The sequence below is a fragment of the Pseudomonas sp. SDT291_1_S447 genome, from assembly GCF_054070155.1.
Genome location: NZ_JBSVXS010000050.1, coordinates 23920 through 36739, shown reverse-complemented (window position 1 = coordinate 36739; position 12820 = coordinate 23920). Strand labels below are relative to the sequence as shown.

The 12820-nt window shown below is 60.7% G+C and carries 12 protein-coding genes; all 12 read right to left on the bottom strand.

Annotation, left to right across the window (positions count from 1 at the left end):
• Window positions 1–219: 219 nt before the first annotated feature.
• The 12 genes from ACW9IR_RS16895 to ACW9IR_RS16840 all read right to left on the bottom strand — a co-directional run bounded on the left by ACW9IR_RS16895 (window position 220) and on the right by ACW9IR_RS16840 (window position 12728).
• On the bottom strand, window positions 220–1590 hold the full coding sequence (locus ACW9IR_RS16895) for a flagellar hook-length control protein FliK (RefSeq protein WP_457464294.1): 1371 nt from the start codon (window positions 1588–1590) through the stop codon (window positions 220–222).
• Between the two features lie 104 nt (window positions 1591–1694).
• Entirely contained in the window at window positions 1695–2042 is a 348-nt protein-coding gene (locus tag ACW9IR_RS16890) for an Hpt domain-containing protein (protein WP_150795309.1), read from the bottom strand.
• A gap of 31 nt (window positions 2043–2073) precedes the next feature.
• Window positions 2074–3777, bottom strand: a complete 1704-nt coding sequence (locus ACW9IR_RS16885) for an ATP-binding SpoIIE family protein phosphatase (RefSeq protein WP_457464292.1) — start codon at window positions 3775–3777, stop codon at window positions 2074–2076.
• Window positions 3778–3782: 5 nt separating this feature from the next.
• The gene (locus tag ACW9IR_RS16880) at window positions 3783–4088 is read right to left on the bottom strand and encodes an STAS domain-containing protein (protein WP_102900456.1); all 306 of its coding nucleotides are present in this window, start codon (window positions 4086–4088) and stop codon (window positions 3783–3785) included.
• A 158-nt stretch (window positions 4089–4246) separates the two neighbouring features.
• Window positions 4247–4699: a flagellar export protein FliJ gene (gene fliJ / locus ACW9IR_RS16875; protein WP_034153294.1), complete on the bottom strand. Its 453-nt coding sequence runs from the start codon at window positions 4697–4699 to the stop codon at window positions 4247–4249.
• A 6-nt stretch (window positions 4700–4705) separates the two neighbouring features.
• On the bottom strand, window positions 4706–6064 hold the full coding sequence (gene fliI / locus ACW9IR_RS16870; RefSeq protein ID WP_095122692.1) for a flagellar protein export ATPase FliI: 1359 nt from the start codon (window positions 6062–6064) through the stop codon (window positions 4706–4708).
• Window positions 6054–6860 (bottom strand): flagellar assembly protein FliH, encoded by an 807-nt coding sequence (gene fliH, locus ACW9IR_RS16865; protein WP_102900455.1) that lies wholly within the window; start codon window positions 6858–6860, stop codon window positions 6054–6056. The genes fliI and fliH overlap by 11 nt, the downstream gene beginning before the upstream one ends.
• 4 nt (window positions 6861–6864) lie before the next feature.
• Window positions 6865–7884: a flagellar motor switch protein FliG gene (gene fliG, locus ACW9IR_RS16860; protein WP_007920042.1), complete on the bottom strand. Its 1020-nt coding sequence runs from the start codon at window positions 7882–7884 to the stop codon at window positions 6865–6867.
• Entirely contained in the window at window positions 7877–9664 is a 1788-nt protein-coding gene (gene fliF / locus ACW9IR_RS16855) for a flagellar basal-body MS-ring/collar protein FliF (protein WP_457464288.1), read from the bottom strand. The genes fliG and fliF overlap by 8 nt, the downstream gene beginning before the upstream one ends.
• A 15-nt stretch (window positions 9665–9679) precedes the next feature.
• Window positions 9680–10009: a flagellar hook-basal body complex protein FliE gene (fliE, locus tag ACW9IR_RS16850; protein ID WP_095122696.1), complete on the bottom strand. Its 330-nt coding sequence runs from the start codon at window positions 10007–10009 to the stop codon at window positions 9680–9682.
• Between the two features lie 128 nt (window positions 10010–10137).
• On the bottom strand, window positions 10138–11529 hold the full coding sequence (locus ACW9IR_RS16845; RefSeq protein ID WP_150708274.1) for a sigma-54-dependent transcriptional regulator: 1392 nt from the start codon (window positions 11527–11529) through the stop codon (window positions 10138–10140).
• A 5-nt stretch (window positions 11530–11534) separates the two neighbouring features.
• The gene (locus ACW9IR_RS16840; RefSeq protein ID WP_180988111.1) at window positions 11535–12728 is read right to left on the bottom strand and encodes a sensor histidine kinase; all 1194 of its coding nucleotides are present in this window, start codon (window positions 12726–12728) and stop codon (window positions 11535–11537) included.
• Between the last annotated feature and the right edge of the window lie 92 nt (window positions 12729–12820).

Genomic DNA, 12820 nt, shown 5'->3' with positions numbered 1-12820 from the left:
CACCAGCATCCCCCACTCAGTCCCCTCTCCCTCCGGGAGAGGGCTAGGGTGAGGGTTTTCAGGGGCAGACCGAAGTGTCTTGGTTCATACACCGACCTGAAAGACCGGATCGACTATGGATTCACAGCAGAACTATCAGGTCGGCGTACTTCACCAGCATCCCCCACTCAGTCCCCTCTCCCTCCGGGAGAGGGCTAGGGTGAGGGGCTGTTGATTTGATCAGGCGTAATAGTCGACCGCGCTGCTGCCGATCACGCTGGTGGTTTGCGCAGCGGCTTCAGCAATGGCGGCAGGCGCCAATTCTTCATCCACTGAATCGAGGCGACCGCCGGCAGCGCTGGTGCGACCGCTCTGGCCCTGCTGCGCTTGTTCCTGACCTTGCTGGCCCTGCCAGCCACGGCTCTGGTCGGAGACATTGACGTCCACCTGGCCCATGCCCTGCTGGTTGAACATATCGCGCAGACGATGCATCTGCCCATCCAGCGCTTCACGCACACTTGGATGCGCACTCATGAAGGTGACTTGGGTCTGCTGGTCAGGGACCATATTCACGCGGATGTCCAGACGGCCCAACTCGGCCGGCTGCAACTGAATGTCCGCCGCCTTCAGATTGGCGCTCGACAGATACATGACGCGGTTGACGATTTCTTCGGTCCAGCCGCTCTGATGCATGGCGATCGGCTGATTCACCGGCACCGCGTTCGCGGTCTTCGGCGTGGCGGCCTGCGTCAGTGCCGCCAGACGGTTGGCGAAATCATCCACGCGGGTATCGCTGGTCGCAGTCTTGAGATCTTTGAGGCCATCGTCGATCAAACCGCTGAAGGCTTTTTCGCCGCCCTGGCTGGTGCTGTCCTTGTCGGCTTGCACGTCGAGCATGCTGGCCATACCGGCGGCGAAGTTCTGCGCCGCAGTCAATTCACCGTCGGCCTGAGCCTGAGCAGGCGTCGTTTTCGGTTGCGCCTGGCTCGCGGCGGAAATGTGCCCGCCCTGCTCCATCGCCATGCGCACGGCCGGTAGCGAGTCGAGCGGATCGGCCGAAGGGTCGAAATCGCTGTCGGTGGTCGGTGCCGGATCTTTGACCATACCCGGCAATGCGGCGAGCGCAGGTGTTTCAGCTTCAGGCTGGGCGGTGGCGACAACAGCCGGGGCTTGCGCCACTGGCGCCGTGACCACTGGCTGCACAGCGGCGACCAATGCCGGATCAAGCGTCGGGTCAACCGGCGCAGCATCCACCACTGGGGTCTGGGTGCTGTCCGCGCTGTCGTCGCTGCTGGCGGCGGTGTCATCGGTCGCTACGGTTTTATCAGCAGGCAAGTCGTTGCCGCTGTCGGCAACTGCCGGTTGTGCAGCGGCAGACTGATCCTTGCCGATATCCTTTTTGCCGCTGTTGTCGGCGACCTTGTCGCGCAACGACTTTGGCGAATTATCGGTGCTGGCAACAGGCTTGCCCGATCCCTGATCGGCGAACACTTTAGCGAAGCTTGAGGCTTTATCCCCAGTGTCTACGGCCATCGCCGACGTTTTGGCCGAGGCGGCTTGCGCCTTGGCCTGAGCGGCATTCTGAAGAAGGATGTTGGGGGTCGCAGGCATGAAACGGTCTCCGCTGCACTGGGATCGTAGGTACAGTTACGGAGATAGCTGCAAGTGCCGGGCCAGTTTCGCCCGACGCTTGAGAAAAGCGCCGGGCGGCGGGATCAGTGCGTGTGAGCGGGATGTTTTTCGCGTTCGTAAACCGGGCGAACTTCAGCAAATTCGCCACTGATCTCAGCGACCAGTTTGACTATTTCCGCCGGACTCTTGTCTTTGGCGTCCGATTCGAGTTCCTGGCAGAGCGCCGCCAAGCGGACAGCGCCCATGTTGCTGGCGCTGCCCTTGAAACTATGGGCAACTTCCGACAACACCTTGGCATCAGACGTCTTTTGCAACTCGCCCAAGCGACTTTCGGAATCCGCCAGAAAGGTATCCAGAAGCTCCGGATAACCCTCCTCCATGACTTCGCGCAGTACGCTCAGCGCCTCGCGATCAATATGTGTGTCAGTCACTTGTTCACTCCTTGATCAAGAATTGCGCGGATTATGCCTCAACCTCCCAGGAAAACTCCACGCGGGCACTACGACCTTCGTCCGACCAACTGGCGTTGCGCCCCAATTGCCGGACCAGACTGACGCCGCGCCCCGACAAACGGACGCCGTCCAGCGGTCGCTCCATGACTCGCGCCACATCAAATCCCTTGCCGCTGTCTTCAACCCGAATCACCAGACAACCGCCCTCGCCTTGTGGCTGCACCTGCAAATGCACGCGAACAAAGCCATCCTGCAGTGCCTCGAGACGATCATTGCGCTGCTGATAGTAGCGAGCGAAACCCGCCGCATCGCGCTTGAGACTGGAATCCAGACCGAGCACGCCATGCTCCAGCGCATTCGAATACAACTCGGCGAGCACGCTATACAGAGCACCACTCTGCGCCCGCAACCCATGCACCTCAAGCAGCAACTGCAGCAGGTACGGCAACGGATTGAAACGCTTGAGCGTGGCGCCACGGAATTCGAAACTCACCGACCAGTCGAGCGGGCACGACTGGCCGCTGTCGGAATACACCGGCGCCGACGGCTTGACCTGCGCCGTTTCCAGCAGGCTGACCTCGACCATGCTGACATCGTCGCGCGCCTCGCCGCGAAAATCCCGCAGCGCCAGTTCGATATCCTCAAACAAGCGGTCCGGCTCGCGATTGGTAGCGAACACCTGCTGCAAGCGCTCGACGCCGAACAACTGATCGTTGGCATCACTGGTGTCGATCACGCCGTCAGACAGCAGAAAAACCCGATCCCCGACCGTCATCGAGTGCACTTCAGTACGGTCATCGAACGCTTGCGGGCTCAGCACACCGAGCGGCAAATGACGCGCGCTCAGTGGCTCGCGCTCGCCCGTGGCGATCCGGTGCAAATACCCGTCGGGCATGCCGCCATTCCATACTTCTACAGAACGTCGCTGAAAGCTCAGGCACAGCAGCGTCGCACAGCAAAACATGTCCACCGGGAGGATACGTTTGAGCTTTGCGTTCATTTCACGCAGGGTTTCGGCCAAGCCATATCCCTTGGCGGTCATGCCATAGAACACCTCGGCCAGCGGCATCGCGCCCACTGCTGCCGGCAAGCCGTGACCGGTGAAATCGCCGAGCAACACATGCATGTCGCCCGCCGGCGTGTACGCCGCCAGCAGCAAGTCGCCGTTGAACAGCGCGTACGGTGATTGCAGGTAGCGAATATTCGGCGCGCTGAGGCAACCGGAGTGCGCGACCTTGTCGAACACCGCTTTGGCCACACGTTGCTCGTTTAGCAGGTAATCGTGGTGTTTGGCGATCAGGTCGCGCTGTTGCAGCACGGTTGCCTGCAAGCGGCGCAAGCGATCCATCGCCTTGATTTTGGCGGCAAGGATCACCTGGTTATAAGGCTTCGCCAGAAAGTCGTCGCCGCCAGCCTCCAGACAACGGGCCAGCGCTTCGCTCTCGGTCAGCGACGTCAGGAAGATGATCGGCACAAGCGTTTCGCCGGCCAACGCCTTGATCTGCCTTGCGGCCTCAAAGCCGTCCATCACCGGCATCATCGCGTCCATCAGCACCAGATCGGGTTGCTGTCGGCGAAACAGGTCAACCGCTTCGGCACCGTTGGCTGCCGTCAGGACTACATGGCCCTGGCGACGAACGATGGTCGACAGCAGCATGCGGTCGGCGGCGCTGTCTTCGGCGATCAGAATGGTCAGCGGCTCTTGCGCCTGCATGGCCGTCAACTGATGTCGAAGAGCTTGTCGAAATTGGAGATGGCGAGGATCTTGCGCACGTCGGAGTTGCTGTTGACCACGCGCACGTCCGAGTTATCGCCGCCGGCGTGATCGCGCAGCAGGAGCAACATGCCCAGTGCGGAGCTGTCGAGGTAAGTGGCTTCTTTCAGGTCGACCACAATGGATTCGGGTTTCTCTTTGAGTCGCTCATAGGACTCGCGAAATTCCTGATGGCGACCAAAATCAAAGCGACCCTTGACCAAAATAGTCAGTTTTTGACCATCTGGAGAGACTTCTGTAACGACTGACATTGACTGGCTTCCTTGTCATTGACGAACCTGTACAAGGTTTAGCACTTGGACAGGGTTGGGGCAAGGTTAGAAGCCAGATCAAAAGATCGCAGCCTTCGGCAGCTCCTACACTGATCCCCTGTAGGAGCTGCCGAAGGCTGCAATCTTTTGATCTTGCCTTAAAACGGATTCTGTCGTGGCAAACGCTGGGACAGTTCATCAAGCAACTTCTGCTCGCGCTTGTCTTCGAGGCGCTGCGCCTCTTCGCGATAACGTTGCACCAGTTTGCGCAGCCCTTCGACCTTGGCGAACGCCTGTTGCCACTCCTCGCGAGCCTTGTCGAGCTTGTTCTGGTGCCAGACCAGGCTCTGTCGCTGCTGATCAACCGCGGTGTCGAGTTGCGCCAGAAAGCCCTGAAAACCGAGCAGCCATTGCCCGCTTACGCCGGTGCTGCCGCGCACGATCCATTGCTGCGAGTAATCCAGCCGGAAGGCATTGAGGTCAGCCAGTTTGCTTTCCGCGACTTTCACCTGGCCCTGAAAATAGCCCAGGCGTTGCACGGCAGTTTTCTCGGCCTGCTCGGCCATGTCCACCACCGGCGCCAGACGCGCGGCTCGACTGACAGTGGCCATGACCGGTTAGCCGCCCGCCGCAGGGGCGAACAGGGTTTCGAGATAGGCCTGGCTTTCGCCCATGTTGATTTTGTCGTTGAGGCCCTGACGCTGATACCGGACCAACTGCGGTTGCAGGGAAATCGCCATGTCGGTTTCGCGATCGCCACCGGCCACGTAGGCACCGACGCTGATCAGGTCGCGGCTCTGCTGATAACGCGACCACAACTGTTTGAAGTATTGAGCGCGCTGCATGTGTTCCGCCGAGACCACGGCCGGCATTACCCGGCTGATCGAGGCTTCGATGTCGATGGCCGGATAGTGCCCCTCTTCGGCCAGACGCCGGGACAGCACGATGTGGCCGTCGAGTACGCCTCGGGCCGAGTCGGCAATCGGGTCTTGCTGATCATCGCCTTCGGACAACACGGTGTAGAACGCGGTAATCGAACCGCCACCCTTCTCCGCATTACCCGCGCGCTCCACCAGTTTCGGCAACTTGGCGAACACCGAAGGCGGATAACCCTTGGTCGCGGGCGGCTCGCCGATGGCCAGAGCGATTTCCCGCTGGGCCTGGGCGAAACGGGTCAGCGAATCCATCAGCAACAGGACGTTCTTGCCCTTGTCGCGGAAATATTCGGCGATGCGTGTGCAGTACATCGCTGCGCGCAGACGCATCAGCGGCGCATCGTCCGCAGGGGATGCGACCACCACGGAGCGCTTGAGGCCTTCTTCACCGAGGCTATGCTCGATGAACTCTTTAACTTCTCGACCCCGCTCACCGATCAGGCCAACGACAATAATGTCGGCCTCGGTGAAGCGCGTCATCATGCCCAGCAACACCGATTTACCGACACCGGTACCGGCGAACAGACCGAGACGCTGGCCACGACCGACCGTCAACAAACCGTTGATGCAGCGGATGCCGACATCGAGCGGCACGCTGATCGGGTCACGGTTGAGCGGGTTGATCGTCGGGCCATCCATCGGCACCCAGTCTTCGGCTTTCATGCCGCCCTTGCCGTCCAGCGCACGTCCGGCGCCATCGAGCACGCGCCCGAGCATGCTCATGCCCATCGGCAAACGACCGGTATCAGCCAGTGGCACCACACGGGCGCCGGGGGCGATGCCCGCGACGCTGCCGACCGGCATCAGAAAGACTTTGCTGCCGGAAAACCCCATGACTTCCGCTTCCACCTGCGACGGGTGATAGCTGTCGTCATTGATCACCAGGCAGCGCGTGCCCATGGCCGCACGCAGGCCTTCGGCTTCGAGGGTGAGGCCAACCATGCGCAGCAGGCGACCTTCAAGAATCGGCGCGCCGGCAATCTCGGTGGCCTCAGCGTAAGTGCTCAGGCGCTTGGCGAAACTGGTGCGTTCAAGGCGCATCGGATTGGTCCGCGAGCGGCTCTTCAGGCGTGGCCGCCGGTTTTACGTCTTCGGGAATATCCAGGCTCAGATCCGCATCGGCCGGATGCAAGGCCTGCTCGTGTAGCTGATCGAGCAGTTTCGCCATGACCTGAGCCACGCGGGTTTCGATGCTGGCATCGATGCGGCTGTGCTCGGTTTCAACCCGGCAGCCGCCCGGCAACAGCGATTCGTCTTCGACGATGCGCCAGGTTTCCTCATGGCGCTCGCGCAGAGCCTTGGCTTGCTCGAAGTCCTGCGGATTGACGTACAGACGCACGTTGTCGACGCCCAGCGGCAACAGCTTGAGCGCATCGCGCATGACGTGTTCGATCTGGCTGGAATCGATGGCCAGTTCGCGCTTGATCACCTGTTTGGTGATGTGTTGCACGAGGTCGACCAACGATTTTTCGATCTGCGTGTCTTGCTCAGCGATGGGCTCGAACAGGTTCGCCATCAACTGCTCAAGGCTGGCAAGTTTTGCCGCCAGCGCCACTTCAGCTTCCTGACGGACCTTGAGCGTGGCGCTGTGAAAACCTTCCTTTTCGCCGATGCCGAAGCCCTCGTTGTAAGCCTCCTGACGGATGCTTTCGAGTTCTTCCAGGGTCAGTGGCTGGACTTCCTCCAGCGGCACTTCTTCCATTTCCGGCGGTTCTGGCTCCGGCTCTGGCTCGGGTTCCGGCTTCGGCGGGTCGAAGCTGGGCATGGCCCAGGATTCGAAACCACGGACATCGCGGGCACGGATCAGATCCGTCACATCGTCGTCGTGCTTGTCCATGGGCTTAGATCATTTCCTCGCCACCCTTGCCACCGAGGACGATTTCGCCGGCTTCGGCCATACGACGGGCAATGGTGAGGATTTCTTTCTGTGCGGTTTCGACGTCGCTGACGCGCACCGGGCCTTTGGCCTCGAGGTCGTCGCGCAACAGTTCGGCAGCACGCTTGGACATGTTCTTGAAGATCTTCTCTTTGACGCCTTCGTCCGAACCCTTGAGGGCCAGCACCAACACGTCGGAAGACACTTCGCGCAGCAACGCCTGAATGCCACGGTCGTCGACGTCGGCGAGGTTGTTGAACACGAACATGAGGTCTTCGATCTGACCGGACAGGTCTTCGTCGACTTCGCGGATCGAGTCCATGAGCTGGCCTTCGATCGAGCTGTCGAGGAAGTTCATGATGTCCGCCGCGCGCTTGATGCCACCCAGGGTGGTGCGCGAGGCATTCGAGTTGCCGGAGAACTGCTTCTCGAGAATCTGGTTGAGCTCTTTCAAAGCCGCTGGCTGCACGGTGTTCAACGACGAGACGCGCAGGATGATGTCCAGACGCACCTTGTGGTCGAAGTTGCCGAGTACTTCACCGGCCTGATCCGGGTCGAGGTACGCGACCACGATTGCCTGAATCTGCGGGTGTTCGTAACGGATCACGTCGGCAACGGCGCGCGGTTCCATCCATTTCAGGCTGTCGAGGCCACTGGTGTTGCCACCGAGCAGGATGCGGTCGATCAGGCCGTTGGCCTTGTCTTCACCCAATGCCTGGGTGAGCATTTTGCGCACGTAGTCGTCGGAACCGACGCCGAGGCTGGTCTGGTCGCCGACGATGTCGACGAACTCGCTCATGACCTGCTCGACCTGTTCGCGATGGACGTTGCCCATCTGCGCCATGGCCACGCCGACGCGCTGAACCTCTTTCGGGCCCATGTGGCGCAGCACTTGCGCGGCATCGGTCGAACCCAGGGACAGCAGCAGAATCGCGGCTTTGTCGACCTTGTTCAGTTTGACGGTTGCGGCTCGGTTATCACTCATCTGCGTTAATCCACTCTTTCACGACCTGAGCCACGCGACCCGGATCCTCGGCCACCAGACTCTTGATTGCATTCAGTTGCGCGTCATAACCCTCACTCGGGCTCGGCAACAGAATGCTCTGCGGACCACCGAGGCTCACGCGGTCGTTGGAAAGTTCGCCGTCCAGGCCGCCCATCCCGCCGAGTTCCACGTCGCTGCCAAGACCGGCCAGCTCCTTGCCTTTGCCGCCGCCGGTGATGTTGTTGAGCACCGGACGCAGCACACCAAACACCAGCACCAGGATGAACAACACGCCCAGCACTTGTTTGACGATGTCCCAGAACCATGGCTGGGAGTAGAACGGAATATCGGCAATCACTTCGCCGCGCTCAGCGGAGAACGGCATGTTGATCACGCTGACGCTGTCGCCACGGCTGGCGTCGAAACCGACCGCGTCCTGGACCAGACGGGTGAAGCGCGCCAATTCGTCGGCGCTCCACGGCGCACGGCTGGTTTCGCCGTTGGCCGCGTTGACCTTGACCTGATCGTCGACAACCACCGACACCGACAGACGATTCAGGCGACCCTGCTGCTGTTTAGTGTGGCTGATGGAACGGTCGAGTTCGAAGTTCTTGGTCGATTGTTGACGCTTGTCTGCCGGGTACGGCGCGAGCATTGGCTGGCCGGTGGCCGGGTCCATGATCTGCTGACCGTTGGCGTCAACCAATGGCTGACCTGGCTGCACCATCGCGGCTGGCGCTGCGGCACCACCGGTGGTTTGCGGCGCCGAGGCTGGCGACGGCGGCTGGTTGCTCAGGGCACCCGGCACGCCTTGCGGGCCATTGCTGGCGGTGCGTTGTTCGTTGACCGACTGCTCGCTGCGCAACGCCGGTTGATCCGGGTTGAACTGCTCGGCGGTCGACTCAACAGCGTTGAAATCGATGTCAGCCGAAACTTCCGCCTTGTAGCGATCGTTGCCCAATACCGGTTGCAGAATGTTGTGCACGCGCTGGGTGAGCATGCTTTCCATGCGGCGGCTGTAATCGAACTGCTTGCCGGCCATGGTCATTTCGGAGTTTTCCGCCTGATCGGAGAGCAGGTTGCCCTTCTGATCGACGACGGTGATCTGCGATTTGCTCAGCTCGGGAACGGAGGTCGCCACCAGGTTGATGATCGCGATGACCTGACCTGGCTCCAGCGAACGACCGGAGTACAACTCGACCAATACCGAAGCACTTGGCTTGCGCTCATCACGCACAAACACCGAACTCTTCGGAATGGCCAGGTGCACGCGGGCACCCTTGACGTTGTTCAGGCTGGAGATGGTCCGGGCCAGCTCACCTTCGAGGCCACGACGGTAACGCGTCGCTTCCATGAACTGGCTGGTGCCCAGACCCTGTTCCTTGTCGAGGATTTCGAAACCGATGTTGCCGTCGCTGGGAGTGACACCAGCAGCGGCGAGTTTCATCCGTGCACGAGGCAGGTCATCAGCCTTGACCAGCAAGGCGCCGGAGTTCGGTTCAACGGTGTAAGGGATGTCGGCGGAGGCCAGGGTGTCCATGACCTGCTTGGCGTCCATGCCGGCAAGGCTGCCGTACAACGGACGGTAATCCGGCTGCTGCGACCACAGCACCACGGCAAAGCCAATCGCCACGCTCGCAGCCAGGCCGACCAACAGGCCCACCTGACGCAGCATGGTCATCTCGGAGAGGTTTTCCAGGAAGGACAGGCCGAACAGCGGCGGTTTGCCGTCTATCGGGGTGGCCTTGGCCGGAACGTTATCGGCGACTGCTTCTGCCATGACTCAATCTCGTCCTTAAACCGGCATCTGCATGATGTCTTGATAAGCCTGAACCAGCTTGTTGCGTACCTGGGTCAGAGCCTGGAACGACACGCTGGCTTTTTGCGAAGCGACCATCACGTCCGTCAGGTCGACGCCGCTTTTGCCCACTTCAAATGCGTTGGCCAACTGAGTCGACGCGGTCTGGGTATCGCTGACCTTGTTGATCGCCTGACCGAGCATGTCGGAAAAGCTGCTGCCTCCCAGCTCAGGGACAGCGGTCGTCGATTTCGGTGCAGACATGGCGTCCAATTTCATGGCCTTCATGTCCATCATCAACCGATTAAATTCAATACCTTGGCTCATGGTCTACTCTCTTGGGCGGCCCGCAATTTTTTGACACTCACTCGGCGGGTACACAGGTATTAGCAACAAGGGTGCCAGCTCATGGGCACCCCTTTCAGAAAAGCGTTTTCAAATCGTTGCGGCAGACGTCAGGTGGCGAACAGATAACCTTCGACGTCCATCCCGGCATCGCGCATTTGCGCCAGTTTGTAGCGCAGGGTGCGCGGGCTGATGCCGAGCTTTTCTGCGGCTTCCTTGCGGCGGCCACGTTCGGCACGCAGGGTGTCGATGATCATCTGAAACTCCCGGCGGCGCAGGTCATCGCCCAGGGCGCCGGCCGAATCCGCTTCGATTTCCACCTCGCGAAGCACCGCTGAAACCGGCGCGGCGACAGGCATCGCGGTGTACGTCACGGGACCGGCCAGACAGAAATCCTGCGGCTGAATCAAACCGCCCTGCTGCAAGATCAACGCACGCTGAATGGCGTTATCCAGCTCGCGCACATTGCCCGGCCATGGGTAAGCGGTCAGGCACGCTTGCGCGTCAGGCGAGAGTTTCGCCGCCGCATGCTTCATTTTATTGACGTGTTTGGCCAACAACCTTTCGGCCAGCGGCAGGATATCGGCAGTGCGCTCGCGAAGTGGACGCCAGGCCAGTGGGAAAACCGACAAACGGTAAAAAAGGTCTTCACGGAAACGCCCCGCCGCTACTTCGCCCGCCAGATCACGGTTGGTGGTGGCGACCACACGAATATCCAAGGCAATGGGTTTGCGCGCGCCAACCCGCTCGACTTCGCGTTCTTGCAGCACGCGAAGCAATTTGGCTTGCAGGCCCAGAGGCATTTCGGAGATTTCGTCGAGCAACAGCGTGCCGCCATCGGCCTGCTCGAACTTGCCGGCCTGCGCCGCGATGGCTCCCGTGAACGAGCCCTTCTCGTGGCCGAACAACGTGGCCTCGAGCATGTTGTCCGGGATCGCCGCGCAGTTGATCGCAATGAACGGCTGACTGGCGCGGTGGGATTGCTGGTGAATGTAGCGCGCCAACACTTCTTTACCGGTACCGGACTCGCCGGAAATCAGCACCGTGGAGTCGCTGCGTGCAACGCGCGCGGCCAACTCGAGCAGTTGCGCGCTCGCCGGCTCGACCGCGATCGGGCCTTCGCTTTCGCTCGCGCCAATATTGCCCAGCGCATGCCGCGCGACCAGATCGAGCAAGGCTTTAGGTTCGAAAGGTTTGACCAGATAGTCCGCTGCACCTTGGCGCATCGCATCGACCGCGCGCTCAACGGCGCCATGGGCAGTCATCAGCAACACCGGCAACTGCGGCTGACGAGCGCGCAACAATGAAAGCAATTGATGTCCGTCCATGCCTGGCATGTTGACGTCACTGACCACCAGGCTGAATGCTTCGCGAGCGACCGCCGTCAACGCCTCCTCAGCGCTACCGACCGCATGGTAGTCATGGCCGGCCAACAACAACGTATCGGTCAGCGCTTCGCGCAACGAACGGTCATCCTCGACCAGCAAAACCTTGATGCCCATGGCGTTTACTCAGCTCCCTGTGCAGCGGAAAACAGCGGCAGGATGACCTGCGCGCACGTGCCGCGGCCGACCCGCGAACGCAACTGCAATTGTCCCTGATGCGCCCGTGCCACCGCTTTGACCACGGTCAGCCCGAGGCCAGTGCCGGTCACTTTGGTGGTGAAAAACGGCTCGCCCAGACGCTCCAGCACCAAGGGCTCGATTCCGCTACCACTGTCGCTGACGCTGATGCGCAAGGCGTTGTCGCGGGTGTAGCAATGCACTTTCAGGCGCACGTCTGCGGCACTGGCCTGAATCGCATTTTCGATCAAATTCAAAAGCGCACCGACCAGCGTATCGCGATTGCACAACAGCTCTCCGGCATGACTGTCGCACTGCCAGCGGATGGGCAGATCCTGCACATGGGTCAGCGCCGCCGCCTGCAACGCCTGCATCAAAGCGTTCGGAGTGAGGCGATCAGTCAACGGCAATTCACCGCGAGCGAACACCAGCATGTCGCGCACTTGATGCTCGAGTTCATGCAGACGCTCTTTCAGCCGCCCGGCGAAACGCTGCTGAGTGGCGACTGGCAGTTCCTGCTCAGTCAAATGACTGGCGTAGAGCAAAGCGGCGGACAGCGGCGTGCGGATCTGGTGGGCCAGCGAAGCGACCATCCGCCCCAACGAAGACAATCGTTCGTGGCGCGCCAACTGGTCTTGCAAATGGCGGGTTTCCGTCAGGTCGTTGAGCAGCACCAATTGCCCAGGCTCGGCGTCCAGCGAACGGGTAGCAATCGACAGGCGTCGGCCGTTTTTCAAGGAAATTTCGTGACCGTCATCCTCACGCGGGGCAAAGCAGCGAGCAATCACGTGGCGCCACAGCTCGCCTTCCAACGGCAGACCCAACAGTTCGATTGCCGCCGGATTGGCTTCGACGACGATACCATGGCCATCGATCACGATGACACCACCAGGCAACAGGTCGAGGAGGTTTTGCAGACGGTTGGCCAGACGCTCTTTTTCCGCCAGCTCCTGCATACGCTGGGCGCTGACCACAGCCAGCTCACCTTTGAGCTCGGTGACCCGCGCTTCAAGCATGCTGTAGGAGTCCGTCAATTGACTGGACATTTGGCTGAACAGCTCGAAGGCCTGCTCAAGACCCTGTCGGCTTGCCTGCTCTACGGAGGACGGTTGCCCCTCGGGACTGGAGGCAGAAGACATCTGGGCGGCTTGGGGCATTGTGCTTCTCGCTTGGCTGACCGTCAGTTAAACGGAACGTTGCGAGGGCTGTAGCAATACCCGTGCCTAAAAAA

Excerpts from the sequence above, each read along its gene's own strand:
- ACW9IR_RS16895 (WP_457464294.1), bottom strand. The coding sequence starts at position 1,590 with ATGCCTGCGACCCCCAACATCCTTCTTCAGAATGCCGCTCAGGCCAAG.
- ACW9IR_RS16885 (WP_457464292.1), bottom strand. The coding sequence starts at position 3,777 with ATGCAGGCGCAAGAGCCGCTGACCATTCTGATCGCCGAAGACAGCGCC.
- ACW9IR_RS16880 (WP_102900456.1), bottom strand. The coding sequence starts at position 4,088 with ATGTCAGTCGTTACAGAAGTCTCTCCAGATGGTCAAAAACTGACTATT.
- fliJ (WP_034153294.1), bottom strand. The coding sequence starts at position 4,699 with ATGGCCACTGTCAGTCGAGCCGCGCGTCTGGCGCCGGTGGTGGACATG.
- fliI (WP_095122692.1), bottom strand. The coding sequence starts at position 6,064 with ATGCGCCTTGAACGCACCAGTTTCGCCAAGCGCCTGAGCACTTACGCT.
- fliH (WP_102900455.1), bottom strand. The coding sequence starts at position 6,860 with ATGGACAAGCACGACGACGATGTGACGGATCTGATCCGTGCCCGCGAT.
- fliG (WP_007920042.1), bottom strand. The coding sequence starts at position 7,884 with ATGAGTGATAACCGAGCCGCAACCGTCAAACTGAACAAGGTCGACAAA.
- fliF (WP_457464288.1), bottom strand. The coding sequence starts at position 9,664 with ATGGCAGAAGCAGTCGCCGATAACGTTCCGGCCAAGGCCACCCCGATA.
- fliE (WP_095122696.1), bottom strand. The coding sequence starts at position 10,009 with ATGAGCCAAGGTATTGAATTTAATCGGTTGATGATGGACATGAAGGCC.
- ACW9IR_RS16845 (WP_150708274.1), bottom strand. The coding sequence starts at position 11,529 with ATGGGCATCAAGGTTTTGCTGGTCGAGGATGACCGTTCGTTGCGCGAA.
- ACW9IR_RS16840 (WP_180988111.1), bottom strand. The coding sequence starts at position 12,728 with ATGTCTTCTGCCTCCAGTCCCGAGGGGCAACCGTCCTCCGTAGAGCAG.